The organism is Arthrobacter sp. MDT2-16, assembly GCF_054510925.1.
This window is the reverse complement of the sequence record NZ_JBTNDP010000005.1, coordinates 103,515-129,527: the sequence shown is the minus strand read 5'-3', so window position 1 is coordinate 129,527 and position 26,013 is coordinate 103,515. Positions and strand designations below refer to the sequence as shown.

Below are 26,013 nucleotides of genomic sequence, written 5' to 3'. Positions count from 1 at the left end.
TTACTATGAACATAGTATCTCCACCTCACGAAGGAGGTCGCCATGTCCACGCCCACCTCGATCTGGTCCCCGCCTTTGCCGGATGCAGCAGGCTTCGACCACCTCGTGGTCGAGACGCCCGGCCTGCGGACGCACATCGCCACCATCGGGGAAGGTGATCCGGTGGTGCTCCTGCACGGATTTCCCGAGCACTGGTGGCAGTGGCGCGCCATAGCTCCGATCATCGCCGCACGCGGCTACCGCGTCATCTGTCCCGATCTGCGCGGTGCAGGCTGGACGGAGGCCGACGATCCGCGGATCGATCGTGAGAGCCGGCTTCGCGATCTGCTCGCTCTCCTCGACATCCTCGGCATCTCGCGTGCCGACGTCGTCTCGCACGACATGGGTGTCATCACCGCCATGCAGCTGTGCTACGACCACCCCGAGCGGGTTCGGACGGCAGTTCAACTCGCCGTGCCGCCGGCCTTCTTCGCCTTCAGCCCGAAGATCGTTCCCGGTTTCCGGCATCTGCCGCGGTTCATCTGGCACCGCCCGGACGCCTCACTACGAGGGATCTTCTCCGAGGCCTATGTGGCCCGCCCGATGTCGGAGGCGACCGTCGACGCCAACCTTGCCCCGCTGCGCCGGCCCCATATCGATCAGGCGGTACGTCCGCTCACCCGCGGCATGATTCTGCCCGAAGCCGTGCGCATGATGGTGGGTGTCTACCGCCGTCGGCGGCTCACGGTGCCGACGCTCATCGTCTACGGCCGCCGCGACCACCCGTGGACCGAACCGGTCCTGGAGCGCATCTGCCGCAACCCGGAGCGATACGCCGATCACGTGGAGTTCGCCTACGTCGAGGACGCGGCGCACTTCATCACAGACGACGCCCCCGCCGAGGTCGCCGACCTCGCACTCGGTTGGTTCGATCGCGCCGCATGACTCCCAGCCGTCGAGCGCCCCGCGCTCCGGCGTTCGTCCGGCGACCGCCGGCCGAATGAAGGGCTCGCTCTGCGGCCGCCATCCGCCGGACTCCGGTGCGGCCCCGGTCAGTAACCCTGCTGGATAACCGCAGCCACCGAGCCGGTCCGCTCAACCGGTCGGCGAGGTCAGCCAGCGCCACCATGACGACCGCTCGGGCTCCGGCTGGGGCGCCGGCTCCGGTTCCTCGCCGAGGGCCTGGGCGGCCCGGATGAGGTCGTCGGTGGTGAGCGTCATCACCTCGTCCCGATCGAGAGCGTCGAGATCACGATCGGCGTCGAGCGACAGCCTCAGCGCCTGGCGGTTGAGCGCCTGCTCGAACAGCGTACGAGCGAAGCGCGCGTTGCCCGAGTCCTCTCCGGCGTGGAGGTTGGCGAGGATGCGGCGCAGCATCTGGTCCGCGCCGGATTCGAGCACGTACTCGTGCTGGACGAGCATCTGGTTGAAGATCGTCTCGAGCGCGTCGACCGAGTAGTCGGGGAAGGTGATCTCGCGCGCGAACCGGGACCGGAGGCCGGGGTTGGAGAGCAGGAACGACTCCATCAGCCGGGGATAGCCTGCCACGATCACCACCAGCCGGTGGCGGTGGTCCTCCATCCGCTTGAGCAGGACCTCGATCGCCTCCGGGCCGAAGTCGACCCGGCCCTCCTCCGGGGTCAACGCGTAGGCCTCGTCGATGAACAGGACCCCGTCCAGGGCCCGCCGGATGACCCGGTCCGTCTTGACCGCGGTCTCACCGACGTACTGGCCGACCAGACCCGACCGGTCCACCTCGACGAGATGGCCCTTCTGCAGCAACCCGACCGCGCGATACATCTCGGCCAGGAGGCGGGCCACGGTGGTCTTGCCGGTGCCCGGATTACCGAGGAACACGAGGTGCTGCGACGTGGCCACCTCCGGCAGGCCGTGCGCCTTGCGGCGGGCCTGGACCTGGAGCAGCGCGACGAGCGCCCGCACCTGTTCCTTCACGGTCTCCAGCCCCACCAGCGCGTCGAGCTCGGCCTGCACCTCGAAGAGCGGCCGCGCCGGCCCGGGGCGCGCACTGAAGAGCTCGCTCACGCGGTCGTCGATCCGCTCCGAACTCGGGAGCTTGAGCTGATCGGCCAGATGACCGAGCGTCTCGCGCAGCTCGTCGAGCGGGTTACGGCTGGCAGCCATGAATTTCTCCTGAGGTGGTTCGACCGCGAGGAAAGGATTCGCAGTGGTTGCTTCAGGGTAGCTGTCGGGGTGGGCTCCCGTCGGGCGCGTCCCGCCTGTTGTGCTGAAGGCGATGCGCGTACAGCCAACCACACCCCACCCGCCGACACCAACCGGACCACGAGACAGGTAAGGGGGCTATTACTCGATGTGAGCAGAGTGATGGAGCTGCGTATTGCGCGGGGCGGTGTCGCGTAGCCCTACTCGTGTGGTCGCACCCGCCGGTGCATAGGCTTGTCCTTGCACGGAATGAACACTCTGGGATCGATTCCGACAAGCACGTCATGCATTGGGTGGTGATGGTATGAGCGATTTTCGCCGTACCTCCGGACAGCTGGCGATCCCACTGCGCCCCACCCGCGCGGCCACCGCCGGACTCGCCCTCCCTCCACGGTTCCTGCCCACCCCGGCCTCCAAGACCGTGCACATGCTCGTCGTAGCGGCGATCGCCGCCCTCCTGACCCTCGCCCAGGGACTGAGATTCCTGGCCTGCGTCCTCCTATGGGTACCTCCTCGAACGGACTAGCGCCATGACCCCGACCCAGCCCGGACAGCCGGAAAAGAAGAAATCCAGCGGACGACTGGCCGCAGGTGCTGCAGCCTTGAGTGCCGTCGTCGGCCTGACAGGGTGGGCCGTGGCCGCCGGCCCGCTCGCGCCCCCTCCCGAACCGATGTCCAGATCGGTGCAGGCCGAGGTTCCCTCGGATCCGCCGTCGGTCGACTCCGGAGCGTCACCGGAGACGCCTGCCGTCACCTCCCCGGAATCCGAGTCAGAGCTCGAATTCTTGCTGGCACCTCCCGCCCCCGAACCGGGGACGCCCGACGGTGAGGCGCAGGCCCCGGGGAGTCCTGCCGCTCCCGGGCAGGCAGAAGCCGCACCCGCTCCTGCCGCCCCTGACGCGGGACGAGCCGCACCACCCGCTGCCGGCGGGAAGATCATCAACGAACCACCGCCTGTTGCGGCAGCCAAGGGGTTCGGGAGTGAAGCGGACGTCGCTACGGGCGTGAAGACGAAGGTGAAGGCGCTGAAGTCCGTCCAGGGCGAAGCCCGGGGGGTCGGAGAGGTGGGTGGGCCGGCCGTCCAGTTCACCCTGGAGGTCACCAACACCACAGCGGCTCCCATCTCCCTGGCCGAAGCAGTCGTGAACGTCGAGAGGGGAGCCGATCGGATCCCGGCAGAAGAGCTCAGCGGCCCTGGGGCCGTGCCCTTCCCCGCCGAGGTCGCTCCCGGACAGAAGGTCTCGGGGGTCTTCGTCTTCCAGGTCCCACCGGAGGAGCGCAAGACCGTCCGCGTCCTGTTCCACTATCAGGCAGTTCTGCCGGTCGCAGCCTTCGAGGGCGCCGCGCCAGTCCAAGGAGAGGCACCATGAGAAGCGCTACGACCTCTCCTTCCACGCCGGGAACGCACGCACCAGGGCAGAGGCGATACGGCGGGGCATTCCGGAGCATCCTTGCGATGGCCGCTTCCTGTGCCTTCGCTGTCGGAGCCACGCTCACTGCGGGCCCCATCGCCTCGGCGGATACCGCGCCGGACCCGGTCACCGCGGCGAATCCGCCCACCGTGTCGGCCGACCCGCTGCCGACAGTGCAGGTCGACGGTGTCGTCTGGCAGCAGGTGATCGTCGGCAACACCGTCTACGTCGCGGGCAACTTCACGACGGCCAGGCCGGCCGGGGCGGCACCCGGAACCAGCACCGTGACCCGCAACCATATCCTCGCGTACGACATCACGACAGGGGCCCTCATCCAGTCCTTCGCCCCGAGCCTCAACGCGCAGGCCCGGTCGATCACTGCATCACCGGACGGGTCGCGGATCTACGTGGGAGGCGCGTTCACAGCGGTGAACGGGACACCCGCCTCCCGGATCGCCGCGCTCGATCCGACAACCGGCGCACTGATCACCTCGTTCAAACCCACGCCCAACTCCCGGGTGGATGCGATCGTGGCAACCGCCGACGCCGTATACCTGGGCGGCTGGTTCTCCGCCGTCGGGTCGACCTCGCGGGCCAGGCTCGCGGCAGTCGACGCGAGCACGGGCGCCCTGCGCAGCTGGAATCCGAGGGCTGCAGGAGGGGACGTCTCCGCGATGGTGATCTCTCCCGACCGCAGCCAGGTCGTCGTCGGGGGCAGCTTCACAACCCTCAACGGGTCCTCGAACCCCGGGTACGGGCTCGCCGCCATCGATACGGCAACAGGCGCGCTGAGACCGTGGGCCGTCAACGGACTGGTCCGCAACGGGGGAGTGGATGCCGCCATCACCGGCCTTTCCACCGACGGCACCAATGTCTACGGGACCGGCTATGTCTTCGGCGGCGGCGGCAACTTCGAGGGCACCTTCTCCGCGAACTGGGCTGGGGGAACCCTGAAGTGGATCGAGGACTGCCATGGCGATTCCTACAGCGTCGCTCCCCTCGGGGAAGTGATCTACAGCGTGGGCCATGCCCACTACTGCGGAAATATCGGCGGGTTCCCCGAGTCGAACCCTCGGGACTGGCAACGGGCCATATCGTTCAGCAAGAGTGCGACGGGGACCGTCAAGCGGAACAGCGAGGGCAACTACTTCAACTTCGAGGGCAATCCGGCCCCGTCGCTCCTCACCTGGTTCCCCCGGCTGACCGCCGGCACGTTCACGGGCCAGGGCCAGGCGGCCTGGTCGGTGACCGGCAACGCCAACTATGTGGTGCTGGGCGGGGAATTCCCGCGGGTGAACGGCAAGGGGCAGCAGGGACTCGTGCGGTTCGCTGTCCGCAGCATCGCGCCGAACAAGGTCGGGCCGAACGTCACCGGCACCGCGACCAACCCGACCCTCACCTCCACGGCTGCCGGGCGGGTCACCGTCAAGTGGACGGCCAACTGGGACTACGACAACGAGAAGCTCACCTACAAGGTGATCCGCGATGGCCAGATCGCCACCCCGGTCCACCAGGTCTCCCAGTTGTCGAGGTTCTGGGAGCGTCCCGTGCTGACGTTCGAGGACTCGGGCCTCGCCCCCTCGTCGACTCACACCTACCAGATCATCGCCACCGATCCCTTCGGTAACGAGGTCCGCTCAGGGACGGTGAGCGTCACCGTCATGGCGGGCGCGGCGAACACTGCACCGGTGGCACGGTTCACGGAGACGGTCAGCGGCCTGACAGCATCCTTCGACGGGTCGACGTCGACCGATCCTGACGGCACCATCGCCTCCCACGCGTGGGAATTCGGTGACGGGGGGACAGCGACCGGCGCGAAGGCGTCCAGGACCTACGCCGCGGCCGGGACCTACACCGTGAAACTGACCGTCACGGACAACGCGGGCGCCACCCATTCGGTGTCCAGGGCGATCACCGTCGCGGCGCCCACTCCCGCGAATACGCCACCGACCGCGGCGTTCACCCATACCGCCGCCGGGCTCGCGGCATCCTTCGACGGGTCGGCCTCCAGCGACGCGGACGGCACCATCGCCTCCTACGCATGGGACTTCGGTGACGGGGGGACAGCAACAGGCGTGAGGGCGTCGAGGACCTACGCCGCGGCCGGGACCTACACGGTGAAGCTGACGGTGATGGACAACGCGGGAGCGACCAACGTCGTCTCCCGTGCCGTGACGGTCACGGCCGCAGGGGAGCCTGTGACGGAACTGGCACGGGATGCGTTCGGCCGGTCCGTCACTGGCGGCTGGGGCAGCGCGGACGTCGGCGGGCCGTGGGCAGTCGGTGGTTCCACCGGTAAGTACTCCGTCAACGGTGGCGCGGGTCTCATCAACCTGGCGGCAGCAGCATCGAGCGGTACCGTACAGCTCAACTCCGTCTCCTCGCTGACCACCGACACCCGGTTCACGACGAAGCTCGACAAGGCGCCCAACGGGGGCGGGTTCCACCTCACGGTGATCGGCCGCAGTGTCGCAGGGGCCGGGGACTACAGGGCGAAGCTCCTGATCTCGGGAACTGGCGGGATGACGCTGATCACCGAGAAGGCCGTGAACGGGACGGTGACCACCCTCGGGAGTGCCTCGCTGTCTCCGCTGACCTTCAATGTGGCGGATACGTACAACGTGCGCGTCAGGGTCTCGGGTACTGCTCCGGCGACGGTGCAGGTGAAGGTGTGGAAGGTCGGCGCGGCGGAGCCTGCCGGCTGGCAGGTCACGTCGACCGACTCCGACCCCGTACTTCAGAAGGCCGGTTCCGTGGCCGTGACTGCCTACCTCTCAGGGTCGGCGACCATCGCGCCGCTGCAGGTGAGGATCGACGACTTCCTCGTCCAGTAGCCACGACGCCCCACACCTCGCAGGGGAGCGCCCGCGGGGTGTGGGGCTTCCGCTGTAGTCGATTGCCGTTCGACCCTCCGACGTGACGCGGGAGGGCCGGCTAGGGGGCGGCATCGTGCGACCGCTTCATCCCCACATCAGAGATCACGGATGTAGCACAGCATCCGGTAGTCGGAACCGGGCTCGGTATTGACGAACCCGTGGCGCTCGTAGAAGCGTCGGGTGTCGACGTCGACCTCGTCCACATTGATCTGCATCTCCCCGGCACTGCGGGCGCGCACGAGGCTTATCGCCCCGCCGAGCAGTGCGGTGCCGATGCCTCCATCGCGGAGGGTCGGGCGGACATAGAGCTCCTCGAGCTGGGCGACGGGACCGTCGTAGTAGGGGGTGGGACGCAGCGTGAGGAAGGCGAAACCGATCGCCTCGCCGCTGCCGTCCTCCGCGAGGATCACGACGACATCAGCGGAGGCGAGGAGTCGATCGAAGCGGGTACCGAGCACCCGTGCCGTCGGCGTCACAGCGTCGAACTCCGTATTGAAGTCGTACAGGAGTTGTCCCACCGTGGCAGCGTCCCGCTGTACTGCCGTCCTCACCCGATGCGTCATCCTGTCCACCTTCTTCCTCTGTCTCAGCGCCGGCATCCTGATGGTTCAGGCATTGGCAAGCGCGGGTCCATCCGCTCCGGTGCTTCCTGTCTGCAGTGCGTGCAGGTCACACTCGAAACACCCACTCGACAGGACACCCAATGCGCTCGGACCACCTCGAACAGGTTGCTGCAATTGCACACTCCACGGGCTTCACCGTGGATGCCGAACCGCCCGCCGAGCTCCAGCAGGCGGTCGCATCCGCTGTGAGCCATGGAGAACCGCTGGCCGTCGTCGCGGCTGTCGCGGACATGCCGTCCCTCGCCGTCCTCGATGCACTCGACGCCCTTCTCCCGAACACCGCCTAGAGGGACACCGCCGAGACGGACACCGCCTAGACGGACGACACGCGTGCGACGGCGGACGACGCCTACCGCCCGACCGGCGCCGACGCACTCTCGGGAGTCCCCGCCGTCGACGCGGCGTACGACGCCGACACCCGGCGGTATACGGGCGTGAAGAACGCCGCGACGGCGGCCAGGACCATGATGATCCCGGCGATCAGGAACACCAGGGCGATCCCGCGGGACGTACCCTCTCCCAGCAGTGGAGCCAGTCGGGCTGCGCCCTCGGTCGAGCGTGCATAAGGGATGATCCAGAACTGGGCGATCGGCGCGATGACGAACGCGGTGACCGGCGCCGCCGCGGACTCGAAGGCCATGGCGAAGCCGAACACGCGGCCCTGGCGCTCGAGCGGCACCGTCTGCTGGATGACCGTCTGCTCGGCGGCCTCGATGAACGGGATCAGCACCAGGTACGCCCAGATCCCCGCGATGTACAGCCATCTCCACTCCCTGAGGGTGAACACCGCACCGAGCACGCCCATGGCGATCACCGCGAGGAGCATGGTGCGCAGCGGGTTGGACCCGAGGCCGAACTTGCCGATCAGCGCGCCACCCACGATGAACCCCGTCGCACCGACGGCGAACAGCGTGCCCCACATCTCCACGGAGAACAGTTCGAGGCCGTAGGGGTCCATGAGCGCCATGTAGACGCCGCCCACGAAGTTGTTGAACGTCGAGAACAGGATCAACGCGAACAGCCCGGGGATGGCCAGCACGGCGGCGAACGAACCGCGCAGATCGAAGCCGCCGTGGGCGTCGGTCCTGGCGACCCGCACCTCCTCGGGCATGCTCAGGGTCAGCAGGTGCAGGGCGGTCAGGGCCGTGAGGACGACGGCGACGGCGATGGTCCAGCCCATGCCCAGCAGCCCGACCGACAGCCCGGAGAGCACCGAGGTGACGATGAACATGAGCCCCTGCACAATGCCTACGAGCCCGTTGGCGTTGGCCCGCCGGTCCGGTTCGATCAGGATGGTGACGGTGGTGGACAACGCGATGTTGCGCATGTTCTCCACCACCGCACCGACGAGGATGACGAGCATGAACACCCAGAACCACGGCTGCCCCAGGTCCAGCAGCCACGCGGTGGGCGTCACCAGGAACATGCCCCCGGCCAGCAGGAACATCACCAGGGTGAAACCGGCGGCGAAGCGCATCACCGCCAGTTTGCGGAAGCGGTCCACGAAGGTGCCGAAGCTGATGCTGGAGAGGGCGATCAGGAGCATGTACGCCCCACCGACCACCCCCGTGGCGATGACGTTGCGGGTCTCGAGGTACACCCAGAACGTCAGGGCGAACCACAGGTAGCTCGTGGTGATGTTCGCGAGCGCGGTATTGACGAGGATGCCGGCGAAGGTGCGCGAGCGCTGCTTCGGGTCGCGGACCGACCGGTCGATGCCGTCGTCGTCCCCGCCCTGGGCGGAGGAGTCCGCGTCGTCGACGGAGTGTTCAGCGCTCTGGAGGGAGGCGGCGTCGTCGGAGGGGTGTGAGCCGCTGCCTCGGGGCGCAGCGGGGGACGGCGGGGACGGTTCCTGCCCGGTCATGCGGCACAGTCTAGTGACATCGATCGGGCGCGTGAAGGGCCCGGATTCCCGCTCGTTTGCAGGTCCGGTCAGCAGTCCGCCCTCGAACGGGATGGGGACATGCGGGACGGACGGCATCCCGTGGCCCGTCAGCCGTCCGATGCGGGAGGGCCTCGGCGGTCACCGGGAACCCCCGCCTCCGGACGCGGGGGGAACGGTATGCGGTCGAGGTCGGACGCCGCGACCACCCCCGCGGAGCCTGCCCTCACCCGGGCCTGCGCGGCAAGCACGCCGACGTCGTCGTACCGCGACGAGAAGTGCGTGAGGACGAGCGTCCCCACCCCGGCGCTGCCGGCGATCGCGCCCGCCTGTCCCGCCGTCAGGTGCAGGTAGCGCTCGGCGAGGGTCGCGTCGTCGTCGCTGAAGGTGCTCTCGGCGACCAGCAGGTCGGCGCCGTCCGCGAGCGCCGCCGCGCCGTCGCACTCCGCCGTGTCCATCACGAACGCGAAGCGGCGCCCGGGCCGGTGCACGCTGACGTCGTGGAGCCGGACGGCGCCGAGTGCGCCCTCGCGTTGCAGGCGTCCGACGTCGGGTCCGGTGATCCCTGCGGCAGTGAGCAGTCCGGGCAGGAACGTCCGTCCGTCCGGTTCGGTCAACCGGTAGCCGTAGGCCTCGATCCGGTGGCGCAGCGGTTCGACCTTGATTCCGGGCGCGATGCCGCCGGCCGCGCCGTGGGGGTGCAGGTGGAGGTCCAGTCCCGGCGTCGCGAGCGACACCAGCGCGCGCACCACGTCCTCGCCGGAGGCCGGGTAGTGGAGGTGCACGGGGTGGGCGACGCCGTCGAGCACCATACGCGAGAGTGCGCCGGGCAGCCCGAAGCAATGGTCGCCGTGGACGTGGGTGAGGCAGATCCTCGTGATCCTCGACGCCGGGACGCCGGCCAGGAGCATCTGGCGCTGCGTGCCCTCGCCGGGATCGAACAGGATGCCCTCGCGTTCCCAGCGCAGGAAGTAGCCGTTGTGGTTGCGGGTCCGGGTGGGCACCTGCGACGCCGTGCCGAGGATGACGAGCTCACGCATGGCCCTCAGTCTTCCATCCCGCGAGCGGGGGAACCCCAGTGGACCGGCCGGGCACCAGGGGAAAGAATGGTAGCGTCCCGCGCCGGCGCAGGACGGCGTGACTTGGGGAGCACCTCACGAAGGAGCGTGATCGGGTGGAACAGCGAGCCCCGGCGTTACCGGAGGCGGCCCGCCAGCAGGCCTGGAAGCAGGGCCCGTGGACCACGCCGTCACCCGAGCTGATCCCGTCCGCGCTGGTGTCCCTCGCGGGCTTCCTCGTGTTGGTGCTGCACCAGGCGGTGATCGGGTATGCCGTGCTGGCGGTGGCGCTCGGAACGGCGGCGTTCGTCGGCAGGGCGTTCTTCCGGGACCTGCTGCTGATCGCCTTCGGCCTGTCCGTGATGACGCTCGTGCCGATCACCACGGACATCAGCCCCGAGCACATGGCCGTCATGGGGACCGCCATGATCCTCGCGGTCGGCGTGCCCTACGCCGTCTCACGCTTCGTCTACCGGGACCACGCGATCACCTTCCCCGTGCGGACGGGCGAGCGGTGGACGCGCACGGAGAAGTGGTACCTGCCCGTCGTCGTCGTCCTCGGTTATGCCCTGCTGCCCGTCTACATGCTCCGCACGGGCGTGTACACCAACTGGCCTGCGGCGTCGGAGCCCGCGGACATCGTCAGGCTGTTCGTCGGCACCAACGGGCTCGGGATCTGGGACGAGCTGTTCTTCATCTGCACGGTGTTCGCCCTGCTCCGCCGACATCTGCCGATGGCACAGGCGAACGTGCTGCAGGCGGTCCTGTTCACGTCCTTCCTGTGGGAGTTGGGGTTCCACGCCTGGGCGCCGCTGTTCATCTTCCCCTTCGCGCTGTTGCAGGCGTTCATCTTCACCCGGACGCGGTCCCTGTCCTACATCATCTGCGTCCACCTCCTGTTCGATCTCGTCCTGTTCCTCGTCCTGATCCACGCGCACAACCGGGCCTGGATCGACATCTTCCTCTACTGATGCTTGACTCCGCACCACCGAAGGGGTTCACTAGTCAAGTAACTAACCAGCGAACAGGGAGGATGCGGTGATCGAGGAAGGCAAGCCCCTGTTCGTGCAGATCGCCGAGCAGGTCGAGGACTCGATCGTCGACGGAAGTGTCGCCGAGGAGACCCAGGCGCCGTCGACCAACGAACTCGCCGCCTTCTACCGCATCAATCCGGCCACCGCCGCGAAGGGGGTGAACATGCTCGTGGACAAGGGAGTGCTCTACAAGCGCCGGGGGATCGGCATGTTCGTCGCCGCCGGTGCCCGCGACCTGCTGCTCGAGGAGCGCCGCAACGACTTCGCCGTGCGGTACGTGCAACCCCTCCTTGCCGAGGCGCGCAGGATCGGGCTCGAACTCGATGACGTCGCGAGCCTCATCCGAGCCGGCGTGGAGCCGGTGACCCCGTAAGGGCAATCGAATCGAAGGACATCATGGACTCTGTCATCGAGGTCCGGAACCTCACCAAACGCTACAAGGACGTCCTCGCCCTCGACGACGTCGGCTTCGACATCCGGAGGGACACCATCTACGGCTTCCTGGGTCGCAACGGTGCCGGCAAGACCACCGCGATGTCGATCCTCACGGCGCAGAACCTCCCGACGAGCGGACAGGTCCGCGTCTTCGGTGAGGATCCCTACGAGAACGCCCGGGTGCTCAGTCGCATGTGCTTCGTGCGTGAGAGCCAGAAGTACCCGGACGACGCGACACCCCGCCACGCCCTCGCCTCCGCGCGCCTGTTCTTCCCGCAGTGGGACCAGGAGCTCGCCGACGACCTGGTGGAGGAGTTCCAGCTGCCGCTCAAACGCACCATCAAGAAGCTCTCGCGGGGGCAGCTCTCCGCCGTCGGTGTCATCATCGGGCTGGCGTCCCGCGCCGAGATCACCTTCTTCGACGAGCCGTACCTCGGTCTCGACGCCGTCGCCCGCCAGATCTTCTACGACCGCCTGCTCACCGACTACGCCGAGCATCCGCGGACGGTGCTCCTGTCGAGCCACCTCATCGACGAGGTCTCGAACCTCATCGAACGGGTGCTCGTGATCGACGCGGGGCGCATCATCATGGACGAGTCCACGGAGGACGCCCGCGCACAGGCCACGAATGTCGTCGGCGACACCGCCGCCGTCGAGAGGGCCCTCCGCGGCCGCGAGGTCATCCACCGCGAGAGCCTCGGCCGCGTGGCCTCCGTGACGTTCCTGGGACGGCTCGACGCAGCGGAGCGCGACGCGCTCGCCGCAGCGGGGCTCGACCTCGCGCCCGTCTCGCTGCAGCAACTCATCGTCCGCCTCACCCAGCAGAGAACCCCGGGCCGCGACGCATTCGCCGCCGAAGCGCAGGAAGGAAGCCTCCGATGACCACCATCGAGTCCGGCAGCGCGACGCGCCCTGCCGTCGTGCGCAACCGCACGCGCAACGTGGTGCGCCTGCAGTTCGTCAACACGCAGACGTTCATCTGGGTGCCTGCCCTCGTCCTGGGTGGTGCCTGGGTCCTGACGATGCTCATCTACTGGATCCTGCAGAACGCGGGAGTGACCGGGGTCAAGACCGGCGGGGGTTCGCAGGCCCCGCTGTGGTACTTCCTCGTGGTCGGCATCCAGGCCATGACCATGACCTTCCCCTTCTCGCAGGCGATGAGCCTGACCCGGCGGGAGTTCTACGTCGGCTCCCTCGCGGCGGCGGCGGTGAGCGGTCTCGGGATGTCGCTGGTGTTCGTGCTGCTCGGCCTGGTCGAACGTGCGACGGGGGGCTACGGCATGAACGGCTACTTCGCCTACCTGGACTGGCTGTGGCAGGGAGGACCGGTCGCGGCGGGCCTGACGTACTTCGTGCTGACCATGCTGTTCTTCATCGTCGGTTTCTGGTCCGCCACCATCTACAAGCGGTACGGCACGGCGGTGCTCACGACCGTCCTGATCGGTATCGGCCTCGCGCTCGTGGGTCTCGTAGCCCTCGTGACGTGGCAGCAGGCCTGGCCGGAGGTGGGGCAGTGGATCCTCGACACCGGAGCGCTCGGGCTGACCCTGTGGGCCATCCTGGTGTCCGTGGTGCTCACCGCCGGGTCCTACCTCACGCTGCGCCGGATGCCCGCCTGATGCCCGACGCGGATGGCCCGGCCGGTTTCATCGACGAGGCGCTCCAGTACGAGAGCTCCTGGGAGCGGGCCGAGGACTACGAGCGGCGTCACGGCGACCACCTCGAGTACTACGGCGCATCCGTGGGTGCGGTACGTGGAACCCTCCGCAACGCGCAGCGCCGATACCCGGGCCTCGGGCACGACGACGTCACAGCCCTGGCCTCCGAGCTGTGGAGTCGCCCGGTCTTCGAGCGGCGCCTGGCGGCCGCCGTGCTGCTGCAGTCCTCCGTACGACTCCTGCGATCCTCCGACCTCACCCGGATCGAGGGTTTCCTGCGCTCGGCCCACCTGCCCGACCTCGTCGATCCCCTCGCCGTCGACGTCGTCGGGCCCCTGCTCCTCCGGCTGCGCGGACAGGACGCCGTGCGCGCCCACGCCGTGCTCGAGCGGTGGGCAGCAGCGGACGACCCCTGGCTGCGACGCGCGGCGGTCCTGGCCCACCTCCCGGCGTTCCGGACGGGCGAAGGCGACGACGCCTCGTTCCGCAGGATCGTCCGTCTCGTCTCGGGGGCGCACCAGGGTCGGGTGAGCACGGTGGAGGACGCCGTCGCCCTCGTCCGGGCGAGCGGGGCAGGCTGACGGTCCGACCCGCACCCGACGGGCCGGACGCCGTCGCGCCGGTCGGGCGGGTGCTGCCTACCGGACGTCGATGGTGCGGATGAGCTTCCCGCGCAGTGCCGGCACAAGATGGTGGAGACCCATCAGGCCGAGCCCGTAGCGCCGCACGCGGCGCATCGACGTCGCCACGCGCAGGCGGGGGTCGATCAGGACGGCGCGGTGGCCGAGCCGGTGCGAGAGCCGGACGGAGAAGTCGATGTCCTCGTCGGAGGTGTCGATCGATGTCCGTCCGAGACCGCCGACCTCGAGGTACGCCGTCGCACGCACCGCCATGTTGTGACCCACGACGAAGCGCAGGTAGGCGGCATCGAGATGTCCCACGGCCATCATCATCCGCAGGAGCCACAGTGCGCCCGGCATGAGCTGGGCATCGCCCCAGCGGTAGTACCTGTCGCGCAGCGGGACGCTCGTGCCGCCGACGAGCGCGACGTCCGGATGGAGGGTGAACAGCGTGCGGAGCCGGGCGGCCCAGTCCTCGGTCGGTGCGCTGTCGCCGTCGGTGCGGGCGACGAGCGCGTAGCCGTCCGCGATCGCCCTGCGGAACCCGGTGTCGCAGGCTGCGCCGGTGCCCTTCTGCGGCTCGTGGAGGATCGTGATGCGGGGTGTCGGATGTTCGGCGGCGAAGCGCCGCACGCGCTGCACGGTGCCGTCGGTGGAGCCGTTGTCCACGACGTACACGTGGAGGTCCGGGCAGTCCCGCTGCCGCCGGAGCGCCTCGAGGGTGTCAGCGATCCCGGGTTCGTTGAGGACGGGGACGACGACGGCGAGTCGGTCGGTCACGGGGTGATCCTTCAGGGGTTGTCGAGATCGCGTGCGGCGAACGTGTCGCAGGACCGTAGGTCGCCGGTCTCGAAGCCCTGTGAGAACCAGGCCTGGCGCTGGGCGCTGGAGCCGTGGGTCCAGCCCTCGGGGTTGACCTGGCCGGTCGCGGCCGCCTGGATGCGGTCGTCGCCCACCGACGCGGCAGCTGACAGCGCATCCCCGAGGTCGGTGGTCGAGAAGGAGCGGAGGAAGGGCTCGCCGGACTCCGGATCGGGGACGGAGGTGGCGTGGGCCGCCCACATCCCGGCGAGGCAGTCCGCCTGCAGCTCGACGCGCACACCTCCGGACTCCTCGCCCTGCGGATCCTGCTGCGCGGCGCCGAGGGTGCCGATCAGGTTCTGGATATGGTGGCCGAACTCGTGCGCGACGACGTATTCCTGTGCGAGCGGGCCGCTGGAGGAGCCGAACTGCGTGACGAGCTCGTCGAAGAACGCGGTGTCGTAGTAGGTCTGCTCATCGACCGGGCAGTAGAAGGGGCCCACGGCGCTGGTGGCCGTGCCGCAGCCCGTGTTCGTCCGGTCGGTGAAGAGGACGACTCCGGGCTGGGTGTAGGTGACGCCGAACTGGTCGAGGTAGGGGGACCAGAAGCTGTCGAGGCTCTCGGCGGTGCCGAGGATGCGACAGTCGAGCTGCTCGTTCGCATCGGCGCCGGTGAGGCACTCGTTGATGGCCGGCTCGCCGGCGGGATCCTGCTCCTGCGTGATGGTGCTGCCGTCGCCGAGTCCGAGGTCGTCCACCACGCCGGGTCCGAAGATCAGGGAGAGGATCAGCAGGAGCCCGCCGCCCACTCCGCCTCCGACGGCGGCACCGCGTCCGCGGCCCCGCCGGTCACTGACGCGGGAGGGATCGAACCGGGCGTTGTCGTTGAAGCTCATGGCATAACAATAAGCCGACTTAGCGTTGCCGGCGGAAACGGCTCGCGGGGTCCGCTGCTACTCCGTCGGTCGATGGTCGTGGGGCCGACGCCGCACGGGTTCCGGGGAGGTTTCCTCGGCGGTGAGCTGCAGTGCGGTGAGGTGCTGCTCGAGTACCTGCGCCGCCAGCAGATGGCCCTGAGGGGTGAGGTGGACGCCGTCGGCGAGGAAGCCCGCCAGCCTGTGGCGCGTCAGCCAGTCGCCGGCTGATACGAAAGGGATGCCCCGCTGGGCGGCGAAGCCGCCGAGGACGGCGTCGACCTGTGCACGGCGGCCCCCGCCGTCACCGGCCCCCCGACTGAGGGTACCGATCATGACCAGGGGCGACGACGGGTATGTACTCCTCAGTGCCGCCACGAGGGCATCGGCACCGGCGAGGATCTGCGCGTCCGAGGCACCCAGTGCGGCGTCGTTGCCTCCACCCTCGATGACGACGAGGCCGGGCCTGCCGTGGGGCAGCACCCAGTCGCCGCGCATCAGGGAATCGTAGTAGTTGGCATTGCCCACCCTGTTCGCCGCGACGAAGCCGGTGCCGCCCGCGCCGGCGAAGCTCACGGAATAGCCGAGGGTGCGTAGCGCGGCCTGCGGCCAGGTGTCCGGCCCGGCGGACTGCGAATCACCGATGAGGACTGCGGTATCCCGGATGTCGGGCACCACGACCTCCGGCCTGCCCGTGGCCGGGTTCCGGGCGATGCTGCCGACGGCGGGCTGAGGCGGGTCCGCAGGCGGATCGGGCCTCGTGGGCGCGGGGCGTTCCGGGGGCGGGGCAGTCGGCGTTTCCTCGGACGCGGTGCTCGACGGCTCGTCGGACGTGCTGGCCGCCCCGGCCGTGTCGCTGCCTGAAGTGTCGGGCGGGACCACGCCGGCGAGGATCCCGACGGTCACCCCGACGGAGGTGAGGGCCACCAGGACTCCCAGGAGATTCTTCCGGAGGTACGTCGGAGACGCGGAGGACCGATCTGCCGTGCCGTGGTGCATCCCCATCCGTTCCCGCCTTCGGTGCCCCCGCCCGGCGTCGTTCCCTCAGGCTACAAGTGGCGGGTGGACGCGCGCGTGCGCGCCGCCGCGACACTCCGGCGGAAGCGCCGGATCGCGCTCAGTCCGCCCAGTGCGACGGGCGCTCGATCCGCTCGGGAAGGCGCGTCCTCCGGTCACCCGCGGCAGCAGCGACCTGCATGGGCGTGAGAAACAGGGCGCGCGAGAGGTCGGCGCCGTGCAGCCTGGCGTCGCGGAGGTCCGCTCCCAGCAGGTCCACCCAGCGGAGATCGGCACCCGTGAGGTCCGCTGCGATGAGGTAGGCGCCCCTGAGGTTCGTTCCCTGCAGTGATCGCCCTGCCAGGTCCGCGCCGAGGAGGTCCGCGCCCATCGGGCGCCGGGCGACGCGCTGCGCCCCTGCAGCCGCCCGGACACCGGTGCTGACGTCCCCGAGGGCGTCACCGACCCGTCGGCGGAGCTCGGCGAGGTCGACGGCGGGAAGATCCTCCGGCTGCAGGCGTGTCAGGCCGATGGTCTCCTCGACCAGCGCGTCGACGGCGGCGGCTACCGCCCGGGGTACGGCGGTCGACCGGGCTGCGAGGCGCTGGGCCTCGTCGAGGTACCACAGCACCTCATGAAGCTGCCGGACGATCGGGAACACCGCGAACATCGGTGCGCGTACCTCCGGGTGCGCCGTCCAGCTCTTCCCGCCGAACAGGTCCTGCGCCACGTGCTGGCCGGCGCCGAAGCAGTCGAACACGGTGCAGCCCCTGTACCCCTCGCCGCGGAGCCGCGCGTGGATGGTGCAGGAGAAGTCGGCGGCGAGGTTGTGGCAAGCGGTTCCGGCCGGCTTGTGGTGCCCGAAGTCCGTGGACCGTTCGAAGCCCAGCGCCGAGCAGCACAGGGCGAAGCAGCTCCCGCAGTCGGCCGTCAGGGCGACCTCCGGATGACCGGACAGGCGCAGCGGGACGGCGGGCACGGCAGGTCCTCTCGGTGGGGGCTGAAGGAGGGTGGCGGAAGCAGGGTATGCACGCGGCCTGCCGGCGTCCCGACCGGCGCAGCGGGACACGGTCCGGCGGTCCTTCGGGATTCTCGCACCGTTTCTGGTTCTCGCCAAGCGGAACCTCCCCGGGCGTCGCGGGGTTGTCCCCTCCGCTGCCTGCTGGGACGGTAGGTTCGGGCGGCACCGCGCCTACCCGCTGGACCGGCGAGCCGCCGTCCCGGATCAGAAGGAGCAACGGATGAACATCCTCAAGGTGATGCTGGACGGACTCGAGAACGCCAAGGCCCTGGACAGGATCGCCGATCCCGTCGCCGCCGTGGTCGGCAAGGCCGTCCAGCCCCGGACCATCCGGAACATCCTCAGCGGCACGGCCATCGGCCACCACCTCCACCCCATGATGATCGTCATTCCCTCGGGCGCCTGGAGCATGGCCTCGTTCCTCGACCTCACCGGGGGCAAGGACACGCAGAAAGCCGCCGATCTGCTCGTGACCGTCGGGATCCTCTCGGCCGTGCCGACCGCCATCACGGGCCTGCACGACTGGTCGGACACGCAGGAGAAGGAGCGCCGCGTCGGGATCGTCCACGCCGCCGGCAACTCCCTCGCCCTCAGCCTGTACACCGCCTCCGCCGTCGCCCGGGCCAAGGACAGGCGTGCCCTCGGCGTCCTGCTCGGGCTGGGCGGCCTCGGCTCCATGCTGTTCAGTGCGTACCTCGGCGGTCACCTGAGCTACGCCAACGGCGTCAACGTCAATCGGACGGCATGGCACGAGGCGCCCACGGAGTGGACGCGCGTGGCGAGTGAGGCCGACGTCGTCGAAGGCGGCAGGCACACCGTGCGCACGAACGGCGTGCCCATCCTGCTGCTGCGGCACGAGGGGAAGCTGACCGCGATGGACAGCGTCTGCAACCACCTCGGCGGGCCGCTGGAGGACGGCACCATCCAGGACGGCTGCATCACGTGCCCGTGGCACGAGAGCATGTTCAGGCTCGACGACGGCAAGAACTACCGCGGACCCGCGGCCGTGCCCCAGCCCGTCTACGAGACCAGGGTGACCAGCGACGGCTACATCGAGCTGCGCCAGCCTTCCTCCTGACGCTTCCCGCCCGGCGCGGGTCACCGCCCCGGCTGATCCCTCCTAGTGCAGGGGAGCGGGGGAGTCCCCGGTCTCCTTCGGAGCACGGACGAAGAACGAGGCGATGACGGCGAGCAGGAAGATCAGCGCGCCGTAGAGGAACGCGGACCGGATCCCGCCGGCCAGCGCAGCCGCCTCGCCGATGCCCTCGGAGGCGAGGGCCGTGCTCCGCAGCGTCATCACCGAGATGAACAGGGCCGTGCCGGCGGCGCCGGCCAGCTGCTGCGCGGTGCCGAACACGGCACTGCCGTGCGAGTACAGGCGGGGCTTGACGGACCCGAGGGCCGATGTCAGGAGCGGCGTGAACATGAGCGCGAGGCCCACACTCAGCAGCACGTGCGCCACGAGGACCAGCCAGACCGGGGTGGTCTCCGTGACCTGCGTCATCGACCAGAAGACGGCGGCGACCAGGAACGCACCGGGGACGAGGAGTACGCGCGGCCCGCGCCGGTCGTAGATCCGGCCGACCACGGGGCCGAGCAGGCCCATGGCGAGTCCTCCCGGCAGGAGCAGTAGTCCGGAGACCAGCGGGTCCATGCCGAGGACGGTCTGCACGTAGATGGGGATGAGGATGATCGTCCCGAAGAGCGCCATCATGCTCACCGCGATCGCCACGATGGAGATGGTGAAGTTCCGCGAGGTGAAGACCCGGAGGTCCAGGAGGGCGGCATCCCTCCGCTGCAGCTGCAGCTGCCGGGCCACGAAGGCGCCCAGGCCCACGAGGCCGACGACCAGGGGCGCCCATGCCGGCACCGGGCTGCCGGTCGAGGCCTCACCCAGCTGGCTGAGGCCGTAGATGATCCCGCCGAAGGCGACGGCGGAGAGGACGACGGACAGGACATCGATCGCGGATCTCCGGGGCGTCGTCACGTTCTGCATCTTGGCCGTCCCGAAACCGAGGGCTGCGAGCGAGATCGGCAGGACGAGCCAGAACATCCAGCGCCAGTCGAGCACGCTGAGGATGGCACCGGAGATGCTGGGGCCGAGAGCAGGTGCCACGGAGATGACGATCGAGATGTTGCCCATGATCTTGCCGCGGGAGGCGGGCGGTACGAGCGTCATCACCGTGGTCATGAGCAGGGGCATCATGATCGCGGTGCCGCTGGCCTGGACCACCCGTCCGACCACCAGCACCTCGAAGCCTGGTGCCAGCGCCGCGATGAGCGTGCCGAGGCTGAACAGGCTCATGGCGGCCATGAAGACCGGGCGCGTGTTGAAGCGCTGGAGCAGGAACCCGGTCACGGGGATGACGACGGCCATGGTGAGCATGAACGCGGTGCTCAGCCACTGGCCCGCGCCCACGGTGATGCCCAGATCCTCGACGAGGCGCGGGATGGCCACGCCCATGATCGTCTCGTTGAGGATGACCACGAACGCCGAGATGAGCAGCAGCGTGATGACCAGCTTGTCGCGGGCCGGAAGGGTGTCCTGCGTGGCCGTGGAGCGGACTGCGTCGTCGGCCGGGCTGAGCGCAGCCTCCGGCGAGGGGCCGGCCATGGCGCCCGGAGGCACACCGGCACCCGGGTTCGGTGTCGCGTCGGAGACGCGGGACGGGGGACTCTGGGTCATGATGATCCGCTCGGTTCGATCTGCTCCGGCCGCGCATGAAGGAGTTCCTTGCAGGCCGGGGTTGTGTGGTCGATACGACCGGGCCCCTGGAACGCGGGTCCGGTCAATCAACTGAACCCCGGGTGCCGGAACTCTATTCCACCCTGACATCCCGCGCCGATCTCCCGCCGCGGGATCAGCCGTCACAGCCGCAGCGTGGCGGTCGGGTCCCGCGGAGCGCCGCCGCCGGGCTCCTCCACTAGCATGGGGCGGGTGCGCCGCCCGGACGCCGGTCCGAGCGGCCCATCCGTACGAGCAGGACCGCGGCTTTCCCCGACGAAGGAGTTTTCCAGTGTCCGATTCTTTCTACCGCGACCTCGGCGGCGGGACCTTCGAGTCGACGGTCCACGCGCAGGGTGCGTGGAACCCCGAGGAACAGCACATGGCCCCCATCTCCGGCCTGCTCACGCAGTGCCTGCTGGAGTGCGAGCCGCGCGAGGGCATGCAGCTGAGCCGCCTCAGCTTCGACATCCTCGGCATGATCCCGGGCGGCAAGTTCGAGGTGGCCACCGCGGTCGTCCGGCCGGGGCGCACCATCGAGCTGCTGGAGGCCCGTATGGAGGCCGAGGGCCGCACGGCCATCGTGGCGAGAGCATGGCGTCTGAGCACGCAGGACACCGGCGCCGTCGCCGCCGTCGAGGACCCGCGGATCCCCGGACCGGAGGAGGCAGGGCCCTACGACGGCATGACGGCGTGGCCCGGCGGTTTCATCCGGTCGCTCGAGGTGCGCGTCGTCCCGGGACACCGCCCGGGGCGGGGCCGGGTGTGGCTGCGCAACCCCTACGCGATGGTGGAGGGCGCAACGGCCCCCGACGTCGTGCGGCTGGTGGGCATGATGGATGCCGCCAACGGCATCGCCTCCCGTGTGGCGCCCGGGGGTGACAGCTGGATGTTCCCCAACGTGGACCTCCAGATCCACCTGCACCGCATCCCGCGGGGCGAGTGGCTGGGCCTGGACACTCGCGTCACCTTCGGCGGGCACGGTGTGGGCCTCACCTCCAGCGTGGTGCACGACGTCGACGGACCTTTCGGCCGCCTCGAGCAGATCCTCACGGTCCGCAAGCTCTGACCGGAATGCTCCGGGCCGCTCGGTCGTTGCGCCGTGCGACAGCTATCCCCAGGATGGGGCGCACCGCGCCCGGACGTCCGTGGGGTCCGAGGAGGAGGAAGCATGCCGAAAGCGATCTGGATGGACAGGGTCATCGCGGAGTCGACCGACACCGTGATGGTCGAGGGGAACCATTACTTCCCGGCGGGGTCGATCTCCCAGGAGTACTTCGTCCCGTCGGAGACGCGCACCGTCTGCCATTGGAAGGGCACGGCGAGCTACTACAGTCTCGAGGTCGACGGCCATCGGAATGCCGATGCAGCTTGGACCTACCCCGAACCGAAGGAAGCGGCGGAGAACATCCGCGATCACTACGCTTTCTGGAAGGGCGTCACGGTCAGCGACTGATCGCTGCGTCGAGGGGCGCCGTCCTTCGACGGCGCCCCTCTCCGTGCCGCCGGCACGAGCACCATCCACCGACGACGGCGTCGCACGGCGCCCGAACGAAGGAGTACCCGATGGACTACCGGAAACTCGGCAACAGCGGCACCTCGGTGTCACACCTCGCCCTCGGCACCATGACGTTCGGCGCGGAGTCCGACGAGGCGGCGTCGCACGCCATCCTCTCCGACTATGCAGCGGCCGGCGGCAATCTGATCGACACCGCGGACGTGTACACCGCCGGCACCTCCGAGCAGATCATCGGCCGGTGGCTGGCGAAGAACCCGGCGGAGCGGGACCGGATGGTCCTGGCGACCAAGGGCCGGTTCCCGATGGGCGACGACGTCAACGATCTGGGTCTGTCCCGTCGCCACCTCCGGCGAGCGCTCGAGGCATCGCTGACGCGGCTCGGCGTCGACCACGTGGACCTGTACCAGGTGCACGCGTGGGATCCGCTGACGCCGCTCGAGGAGACGCTCGGCTTCCTGGACGAAGCCGTGGTCCAGGGCAAGATCGGCTACTACGGGTTCTCCAACTACACGGGCTGGCAGCTCACGAAGGCGTACCAGATCGCCCGCCAGCGCGGCTACTCGCTGCCGGTGACGCTGCAGCCGCAGTACTCCCTGCTCGTGCGGGAGATCGAGGCGGAGATCGTCCCGGCGGTGCTCGACGCCGGCATGGGCATGCTCCCGTGGTCCCCGCTGGGCGGCGGCTGGCTGACCGGCAAGTACACCCGGGACACCGAACCGACCGGCGCCACGCGCCTCGGCGAGAACCCGAAGCGCGGCATGGAGGCCTGGGAGAAGCGCAATGCGCAGGAGCGGACCTGGCGGATCATCGACACCGTGACAGGCATCGCCGACGAGCGCGGAGCGAGCGCCTCCCATGTGGCCCTGGCCTGGGTCGCGGCGCAACCCGCCGTCACGTCCGTGATCCTCGGCGCGCGGACACAGGACCAGCTCGCCGACAACCTCGCATCGGCGGGACTGGAGCTGACACCGGAGGAGCTCGGCCGTCTCGACGAGGTGAGCACCCCCACCTTCGGCGACTACCCCTACGGCACGCCCGGCATCGAGCAGCGCAGCCGCCGGATCGACGGCGGACGCTAGCGGCAGCCGGCGGTGTTCATCGCGCACGGCACGCAGGACGCCGTGCTGCCCGTCCACGCCACGAGCAGGCGCGCGGGTCCCGGCCCTCGGGCGCCGTCCTCCGTCCGCCGTACCGCTCCGCGCATCGCCGCGGCGCCTTGGGTGCTCACCACTGCCTACGATGGAGGGATGAGCACTCCGTGGACGGGCGCAGCCGGGCTGGCACTCGTCGTCGACCCTGCGACGGATGACGCGGCCCACGATCTCGACCGGGGCATCGAGCTCCTACGCGAGGTCGGTGCCGGCACCCGGCCCGCTACGGTGCGCCTCTATCGGCCGAGCCCCACCGTCGCCTTCGGGCAGCGGGATGCCCGGCTGCCCGGCTTCCCCGACGCCGCCGACGCCTCGTCCGCGCACGGATTCGCGCCCCTCGTCCGCCGGGCCGGTGGCCGCGCCGCCGCGTATCACCGGGGGTGCCTGATCGTCGACCATGTCGAACCGGCCGCCGACGCCGTCGTGGGCACGCGTGCCCGCTTCGGCGCGTTCGGCGACTTGTTCGCGCGGGTGCTCACCGACGTGGGTCTGGATGCGCACGTGGGCGAGGTACCGGGGGAGTACTGCCCCGGCGAGTTCACGGTGCACGGCCGGCGCGGCGGCGTGCCGGCAGTCAAGCTCGTCGGGACCGCCCAGCGCGTCGTCGCCGGGGCGTGGCTGTTCTCGTCCGTGATCGTGGTGGAGGACGCGGAGCCCCTGCGAGCCGTGCTCACCGACGTCTACGCGGCCCTGGGCCTCGTGTGGCGCCCCGCCACGGCCGGAGCGGCCCAGGACCTGGCACCCGGGGTCACGGTCGACGACGTCGAGACCGCGCTGCTGGCCGCCTACGCCGACGTCGTCCACCTCGACGTGCAGGATGCGCCGCGTCCGGTGTGAGGACGTCGACGGCGTCGGCGGGCTGCGCGTCTGCCGGGCGATCACCGACTGCAGTGGCCGATGTCGGCCATCACCGGGCGGAGTCCGGCCCGCCCTGCCCACCACGCCGGGCGCTTCAGGGCCGCACACCTGCGCGCGGCCCCGAAGCGCCCGGCCCTGCTACCTCCTCCGCCTGTCGGCGTCAGTGCCCGCGCTGGATCCATTCCTCGAGGTGCGGGGCCTCGTCTCCGATCGTGGTGCTGTCGCCATGGCCGGTGCGGGCGATGGTCTCCGGAGGCAGGGTCAGCAGACGCGTGCGGATCGACTCGATGATCGTCGGGAAGTCGCTGTAGGAGCGCCCCGTCGCTCCCGGGCCGCCCTGGAAGAGCGTGTCGCCGGTGAAGACCGTGCCGGCCTCCTCGAGGTAGTAGCAGACCGAGCCGGGGGAATGGCCTGGGGTGTGCAGGGCCGTGATCGTCACGCCGGCGACGTCGATCGTGTCGCCGTCGCTGATCGACTGGTCCGGGCTCAGCGCGGGGAAGACCATGTCCCAGAGTTCGCGGTCGCCGTCGTGCAGGTGGATCGGTGCGTGGACGGCGTCGAAGAGGTCTCCGACGGCGCGGATGTGGTCGTCGTGCGCGTGCGTCAGGAGGATCGCGCGAACGGTGCGTCCGTTGATCTGCTCGAGGATGGCGCCGGCGTCGTGCGGGGCGTCGATGACCACGCACTCGTCGTCGTCGCCCACGATCCACACGTTGTTGTCCACGTCCCAGGTGCCGCCGTCGAGGGAGAAGGTGCCGGAGGTGACGAGGTGCTCCACGCGCGCCACCATCAGAGCTCCACCACAGAGCGGAGGACGGCTCCGCCGTGCATCTTCTCGAAGGCCTCCTCGACCTGGTCGAGCCGGATCCGCTCGGTGACGAAGGCGTCGAGGTCGAGGTTGCCCTGCAGGTAGTGGCTCACGAGCATGGGGAAGTCGCGGCTGGGCAGACAGTCGCCGTACCAGGAGGACTTCAGCGAGCCGCCGCGCCCGAAGACGTCGAGCAGCGGCAGCTCGATGGTCATGTCCGGCGTGGGGACACCGACGAGCACCACGGTCCCGGCGAGGTCGCGTGCGTAGAAGGCCTGCTTGTAGGTCTCGGGGCGGCCGACGGCGTCGATCACCACGTCGGCGCCGTTACCGCCGGTCAGGGCGCGAACGGCCTCCACCGGGTCCTCCTCCTTCGAGTTGAGGACATGGGTGGCGCCGAGGCCCTTCGCGAGCTCGAGCTTCCGGTCGTCGATGTCGACCGCGATGATCGTGGTGGCTCCGGCGAGCTTCGCACCGGCGACGGCGGCGATCCCGACACCGCCGCACCCGATCACGGCCACCGAGTCGCCCCGGGAGACGTTGCCCGTGTTGATGGCTGCACCGATACCGGCCATGACGCCGCAGCCGAGCAGGCCTACGGCCGCTGCGTCCGCTGCGGGGTCCACCTTCGTGCACTGCCCGGCAGCCACGAGGGTCTTCTCGGCGAAGGCACCGATGCCGAGCGCGGGGGACAGGACGGTGCCGTCCTCGAGCGTCATCTTCTGGGTGGCGTTGTGCGTGTCGAAGCAGTACTGGGGCTCGCCGCGGCGGCACGCGCGGCACTCGCCGCAGACGGCCCGCCAGTTGAGGATCACGCGGTCACCCGGTGCGACGGTGGTGACGTCATCGCCCACCGCGCTGACCACGCCGGTGGCCTCGTGACCGAGGAGGAACGGGAACTCGTCATTGATGCCGCCCTGCTTGTAGTGCAGGTCGGTGTGGCAGACGCCGCAGGTGAGGATGTCGACCAGCGCCTCCCCGGGTCCCGGATCCGGCACCAGGATGGTCTCGATGGCGGCGGGGGCATCCTTCGCCCGCACCACGACGCCCTGAACTCTGTGCACCATGTTCTCGCTGTCCTTCCGCTGGGAGCGGTGGCCCCAGCTCAGGGGCGCACCGCTTCCAGCATATGGGGGACGCGCCGGGTGCGGGGAAGGTGTTCGCGCGGGGTGGGTGCTGGGCGGGTGGGTGCTAGGCGGCGAGCCTGGTCCTCACGTCCGCGAGGGAGGGGTTCGTCGCCGTGGTGCCGTCCGGGAAGATCACGGTGGGCACCGTCTGGTTGCCGCCGTTGAGGGAGGCCACGAGTTCGGCCGTCCCCTCGACCTCCTCGATGTTCACCTCGTTGTAGCCGATGCCCTGGGCGTCGAGCTGGGACTTGAGGCGACGGCAGTATCCGCACCACGAGGTGGAGAACATGGTGATGGATCCGGCTTCTGGCGTGTACTCCACGGTGCTCCTTCGG

At 69.6% G+C, this 26,013-nt stretch carries 28 protein-coding genes; 15 read left to right on the top strand and 13 right to left on the bottom strand.

Features of this window, described 5'->3' with window-relative positions; translation table 11 throughout:
* Positions 1-42 precede the first annotated feature (42 nt).
* On the top strand, positions 43-924 hold the full coding sequence (locus tag ACX80N_RS10685) for an alpha/beta fold hydrolase (RefSeq protein ID WP_459339377.1): 882 nt from the start codon (positions 43-45) through the stop codon (positions 922-924).
* Positions 925-1,074: 150 nt separating this feature from the next.
* Here the strand turns inward: ACX80N_RS10685 and ACX80N_RS10680 are convergent, their stop codons facing one another.
* Positions 1,075-2,121 (bottom strand): AAA family ATPase, encoded by a 1,047-nt coding sequence (locus ACX80N_RS10680; protein ID WP_459339376.1) that lies wholly within the window; start codon positions 2,119-2,121, stop codon positions 1,075-1,077.
* A gap of 343 nt (positions 2,122-2,464) precedes the next feature.
* Here ACX80N_RS10680 and ACX80N_RS10675 point away from each other — a divergent pair, with 343 nt between their 5' ends.
* The 3 genes from ACX80N_RS10675 (at position 2,465) to ACX80N_RS10665 (ending at position 6,406) form a co-directional block, all read left to right on the top strand.
* Positions 2,465-2,686, top strand: a complete 222-nt coding sequence (locus ACX80N_RS10675) for a hypothetical protein (protein WP_459339375.1) — start codon at positions 2,465-2,467, stop codon at positions 2,684-2,686.
* Between the two features lie 4 nt (positions 2,687-2,690).
* A complete protein-coding gene (locus ACX80N_RS10670) occupies positions 2,691-3,530 on the top strand; it encodes a hypothetical protein (protein ID WP_459339374.1) in 840 nt (279 codons plus the stop codon).
* 86 nt (positions 3,531-3,616) lie between these two features.
* Entirely contained in the window at positions 3,617-6,406 is a 2,790-nt protein-coding gene (locus ACX80N_RS10665; protein ID WP_459339373.1) for a PKD domain-containing protein, read from the top strand.
* A 137-nt stretch (positions 6,407-6,543) separates the two neighbouring features.
* On the opposite strand, the gene ACX80N_RS10660 is transcribed toward ACX80N_RS10665, so the two are convergent.
* Positions 6,544-7,011 carry a GNAT family N-acetyltransferase gene (locus tag ACX80N_RS10660; RefSeq protein ID WP_459339372.1) on the bottom strand — a complete coding sequence of 156 codons (468 nt, stop codon included), beginning with the start codon at positions 7,009-7,011 and terminating at the stop codon, positions 6,544-6,546.
* 140 nt (positions 7,012-7,151) lie between these two features.
* Here ACX80N_RS10660 and ACX80N_RS10655 point away from each other — a divergent pair, with 140 nt between their 5' ends.
* Entirely contained in the window at positions 7,152-7,358 is a 207-nt protein-coding gene (locus ACX80N_RS10655; RefSeq protein WP_459339371.1) for a hypothetical protein, read from the top strand.
* Between the two features lie 62 nt (positions 7,359-7,420).
* On the opposite strand, the gene ACX80N_RS10650 is transcribed toward ACX80N_RS10655, so the two are convergent.
* Together ACX80N_RS10650 and ACX80N_RS10645 are read right to left on the bottom strand one after the other, a co-directional pair.
* A complete protein-coding gene (locus ACX80N_RS10650) occupies positions 7,421-8,935 on the bottom strand; it encodes an MFS transporter (RefSeq protein WP_459339370.1) in 1,515 nt (504 codons plus the stop codon).
* 128 nt (positions 8,936-9,063) lie between these two features.
* A complete protein-coding gene (locus ACX80N_RS10645) occupies positions 9,064-9,993 on the bottom strand; it encodes a ribonuclease Z (RefSeq protein ID WP_459339369.1) in 930 nt (309 codons plus the stop codon).
* Positions 9,994-10,127: 134 nt separating this feature from the next.
* Between ACX80N_RS10645 and ACX80N_RS10640 the strand changes: the two genes are divergently transcribed.
* The 5 genes from ACX80N_RS10640 to ACX80N_RS10620 all read left to right on the top strand — a co-directional run bounded on the left by ACX80N_RS10640 (position 10,128) and on the right by ACX80N_RS10620 (position 13,719).
* Positions 10,128-10,982: a CPBP family intramembrane glutamic endopeptidase gene (locus ACX80N_RS10640; RefSeq protein ID WP_459339368.1), complete on the top strand. Its 855-nt coding sequence runs from the start codon at positions 10,128-10,130 to the stop codon at positions 10,980-10,982.
* Positions 10,983-11,049: 67 nt separating this feature from the next.
* Positions 11,050-11,418 carry a GntR family transcriptional regulator gene (locus tag ACX80N_RS10635; RefSeq protein WP_459339367.1) on the top strand — a complete coding sequence of 123 codons (369 nt, stop codon included), beginning with the start codon at positions 11,050-11,052 and terminating at the stop codon, positions 11,416-11,418.
* A gap of 23 nt (positions 11,419-11,441) precedes the next feature.
* Positions 11,442-12,362 carry an ABC transporter ATP-binding protein gene (locus ACX80N_RS10630; protein WP_459339366.1) on the top strand — a complete coding sequence of 307 codons (921 nt, stop codon included), beginning with the start codon at positions 11,442-11,444 and terminating at the stop codon, positions 12,360-12,362.
* The gene (locus tag ACX80N_RS10625; protein ID WP_459339365.1) at positions 12,359-13,099 is read left to right on the top strand and encodes a hypothetical protein; all 741 of its coding nucleotides are present in this window, start codon (positions 12,359-12,361) and stop codon (positions 13,097-13,099) included. The genes ACX80N_RS10630 and ACX80N_RS10625 overlap by 4 nt, the downstream gene beginning before the upstream one ends.
* The gene (locus tag ACX80N_RS10620) at positions 13,099-13,719 is read left to right on the top strand and encodes a DNA alkylation repair protein (protein ID WP_459339364.1); all 621 of its coding nucleotides are present in this window, start codon (positions 13,099-13,101) and stop codon (positions 13,717-13,719) included. The genes ACX80N_RS10625 and ACX80N_RS10620 overlap by 1 nt, the downstream gene beginning before the upstream one ends.
* 57 nt (positions 13,720-13,776) lie before the next feature.
* Here ACX80N_RS10620 and ACX80N_RS10615 read toward each other — a convergent pair whose 3' ends face one another.
* The 4 genes from ACX80N_RS10615 to ACX80N_RS10600 form a co-directional block, all read right to left on the bottom strand.
* Positions 13,777-14,538, bottom strand: coding sequence for a glycosyltransferase family 2 protein (locus tag ACX80N_RS10615; RefSeq protein WP_459339363.1), 762 nt, complete (start codon positions 14,536-14,538; stop codon positions 13,777-13,779).
* An 11-nt stretch (positions 14,539-14,549) separates the two neighbouring features.
* Entirely contained in the window at positions 14,550-15,455 is a 906-nt protein-coding gene (gene ypfJ / locus ACX80N_RS10610) for a KPN_02809 family neutral zinc metallopeptidase (RefSeq protein WP_105030463.1), read from the bottom strand.
* Positions 15,456-15,512: 57 nt separating this feature from the next.
* On the bottom strand, positions 15,513-16,400 hold the full coding sequence (locus ACX80N_RS10605; RefSeq protein WP_459339362.1) for an SGNH/GDSL hydrolase family protein: 888 nt from the start codon (positions 16,398-16,400) through the stop codon (positions 15,513-15,515).
* Between the two features lie 190 nt (positions 16,401-16,590).
* Positions 16,591-17,448 (bottom strand): pentapeptide repeat-containing protein, encoded by an 858-nt coding sequence (locus tag ACX80N_RS10600; RefSeq protein ID WP_459339361.1) that lies wholly within the window; start codon positions 17,446-17,448, stop codon positions 16,591-16,593.
* 262 nt (positions 17,449-17,710) lie between these two features.
* Here ACX80N_RS10600 and ACX80N_RS10595 point away from each other — a divergent pair, with 262 nt between their 5' ends.
* Positions 17,711-18,568 carry a Rieske (2Fe-2S) protein gene (locus tag ACX80N_RS10595; RefSeq protein WP_459339360.1) on the top strand — a complete coding sequence of 286 codons (858 nt, stop codon included), beginning with the start codon at positions 17,711-17,713 and terminating at the stop codon, positions 18,566-18,568.
* A gap of 42 nt (positions 18,569-18,610) precedes the next feature.
* Here the strand turns inward: ACX80N_RS10595 and ACX80N_RS10590 are convergent, their stop codons facing one another.
* Positions 18,611-20,104, bottom strand: a complete 1,494-nt coding sequence (locus ACX80N_RS10590; RefSeq protein ID WP_459339480.1) for an MDR family MFS transporter — start codon at positions 20,102-20,104, stop codon at positions 18,611-18,613.
* A gap of 403 nt (positions 20,105-20,507) precedes the next feature.
* On the opposite strand from ACX80N_RS10590, the gene ACX80N_RS10585 reads away from it, so the two are divergent.
* From ACX80N_RS10585 to ACX80N_RS10575, 3 genes are all read left to right on the top strand, one after another.
* Complete coding sequence (locus tag ACX80N_RS10585; protein ID WP_459339359.1) at positions 20,508-21,284, top strand: thioesterase family protein; 777 nt, start codon at positions 20,508-20,510, stop codon at positions 21,282-21,284.
* Positions 21,285-21,386: 102 nt separating this feature from the next.
* The gene (locus tag ACX80N_RS10580) at positions 21,387-21,671 is read left to right on the top strand and encodes a DUF427 domain-containing protein (protein ID WP_105030459.1); all 285 of its coding nucleotides are present in this window, start codon (positions 21,387-21,389) and stop codon (positions 21,669-21,671) included.
* 110 nt (positions 21,672-21,781) lie between these two features.
* Positions 21,782-22,813, top strand: coding sequence for an aldo/keto reductase (locus ACX80N_RS10575; protein WP_105030458.1), 1,032 nt, complete (start codon positions 21,782-21,784; stop codon positions 22,811-22,813).
* On the opposite strand, the gene ACX80N_RS10570 is transcribed toward ACX80N_RS10575, so the two are convergent.
* Entirely contained in the window at positions 22,810-22,962 is a 153-nt protein-coding gene (locus ACX80N_RS10570) for a hypothetical protein (protein ID WP_459339358.1), read from the bottom strand. The genes ACX80N_RS10575 and ACX80N_RS10570 overlap by 4 nt on opposite strands.
* Positions 22,963-22,981: 19 nt before the next feature.
* On the opposite strand from ACX80N_RS10570, the gene ACX80N_RS10565 reads away from it, so the two are divergent.
* Positions 22,982-23,722 carry a lipoate--protein ligase family protein gene (locus ACX80N_RS10565; protein ID WP_459339357.1) on the top strand — a complete coding sequence of 247 codons (741 nt, stop codon included), beginning with the start codon at positions 22,982-22,984 and terminating at the stop codon, positions 23,720-23,722.
* Positions 23,723-23,903: 181 nt separating this feature from the next.
* Here ACX80N_RS10565 and ACX80N_RS10560 read toward each other — a convergent pair whose 3' ends face one another.
* From ACX80N_RS10560 to ACX80N_RS10550, 3 genes are all read right to left on the bottom strand, one after another.
* Complete coding sequence (locus ACX80N_RS10560) at positions 23,904-24,533, bottom strand: MBL fold metallo-hydrolase (RefSeq protein ID WP_105030457.1); 630 nt, start codon at positions 24,531-24,533, stop codon at positions 23,904-23,906.
* Positions 24,533-25,618: an S-(hydroxymethyl)mycothiol dehydrogenase gene (locus tag ACX80N_RS10555; RefSeq protein WP_105030581.1), complete on the bottom strand. Its 1,086-nt coding sequence runs from the start codon at positions 25,616-25,618 to the stop codon at positions 24,533-24,535. Before ACX80N_RS10555 ends, ACX80N_RS10560 begins: the two co-directional genes overlap by 1 nt.
* Positions 25,619-25,742: 124 nt before the next feature.
* Positions 25,743-26,000, bottom strand: coding sequence for a mycoredoxin (locus tag ACX80N_RS10550; protein WP_105030456.1), 258 nt, complete (start codon positions 25,998-26,000; stop codon positions 25,743-25,745).
* Between the last annotated feature and the right edge of the window lie 13 nt (positions 26,001-26,013).

Excerpts from the sequence above, each read along its gene's own strand:
- ACX80N_RS10685 (WP_459339377.1), top strand. The coding sequence starts at position 43 with ATGTCCACGCCCACCTCGATCTGGTCCCCGCCTTTGCCGGATGCAGCA.
- ACX80N_RS10680 (WP_459339376.1), bottom strand. The coding sequence starts at position 2,121 with ATGGCTGCCAGCCGTAACCCGCTCGACGAGCTGCGCGAGACGCTCGGT.
- ACX80N_RS10675 (WP_459339375.1), top strand. The coding sequence starts at position 2,465 with ATGAGCGATTTTCGCCGTACCTCCGGACAGCTGGCGATCCCACTGCGC.
- ACX80N_RS10670 (WP_459339374.1), top strand. The coding sequence starts at position 2,691 with ATGACCCCGACCCAGCCCGGACAGCCGGAAAAGAAGAAATCCAGCGGA.
- ACX80N_RS10665 (WP_459339373.1), top strand. The coding sequence starts at position 3,617 with ATGGCCGCTTCCTGTGCCTTCGCTGTCGGAGCCACGCTCACTGCGGGC.
- ACX80N_RS10660 (WP_459339372.1), bottom strand. The coding sequence starts at position 7,011 with ATGACGCATCGGGTGAGGACGGCAGTACAGCGGGACGCTGCCACGGTG.
- ACX80N_RS10655 (WP_459339371.1), top strand. The coding sequence starts at position 7,152 with ATGCGCTCGGACCACCTCGAACAGGTTGCTGCAATTGCACACTCCACG.
- ACX80N_RS10650 (WP_459339370.1), bottom strand. The coding sequence starts at position 8,935 with ATGACCGGGCAGGAACCGTCCCCGCCGTCCCCCGCTGCGCCCCGAGGC.
- ACX80N_RS10645 (WP_459339369.1), bottom strand. The coding sequence starts at position 9,993 with ATGCGTGAGCTCGTCATCCTCGGCACGGCGTCGCAGGTGCCCACCCGG.
- ACX80N_RS10630 (WP_459339366.1), top strand. The coding sequence starts at position 11,442 with ATGGACTCTGTCATCGAGGTCCGGAACCTCACCAAACGCTACAAGGAC.
- ACX80N_RS10625 (WP_459339365.1), top strand. The coding sequence starts at position 12,359 with ATGACCACCATCGAGTCCGGCAGCGCGACGCGCCCTGCCGTCGTGCGC.
- ACX80N_RS10620 (WP_459339364.1), top strand. The coding sequence starts at position 13,099 with ATGCCCGACGCGGATGGCCCGGCCGGTTTCATCGACGAGGCGCTCCAG.
- ypfJ (WP_105030463.1), bottom strand. The coding sequence starts at position 15,455 with ATGAGCTTCAACGACAACGCCCGGTTCGATCCCTCCCGCGTCAGTGAC.
- ACX80N_RS10595 (WP_459339360.1), top strand. The coding sequence starts at position 17,711 with ATGAACATCCTCAAGGTGATGCTGGACGGACTCGAGAACGCCAAGGCC.
- ACX80N_RS10590 (WP_459339480.1), bottom strand. The coding sequence starts at position 20,104 with ATGGCCGGCCCCTCGCCGGAGGCTGCGCTCAGCCCGGCCGACGACGCA.
- ACX80N_RS10580 (WP_105030459.1), top strand. The coding sequence starts at position 21,387 with ATGCCGAAAGCGATCTGGATGGACAGGGTCATCGCGGAGTCGACCGAC.
- ACX80N_RS10575 (WP_105030458.1), top strand. The coding sequence starts at position 21,782 with ATGGACTACCGGAAACTCGGCAACAGCGGCACCTCGGTGTCACACCTC.
- ACX80N_RS10565 (WP_459339357.1), top strand. The coding sequence starts at position 22,982 with ATGAGCACTCCGTGGACGGGCGCAGCCGGGCTGGCACTCGTCGTCGAC.
- ACX80N_RS10560 (WP_105030457.1), bottom strand. The coding sequence starts at position 24,533 with ATGGTGGCGCGCGTGGAGCACCTCGTCACCTCCGGCACCTTCTCCCTC.
- ACX80N_RS10555 (WP_105030581.1), bottom strand. The coding sequence starts at position 25,618 with ATGGTGCACAGAGTTCAGGGCGTCGTGGTGCGGGCGAAGGATGCCCCC.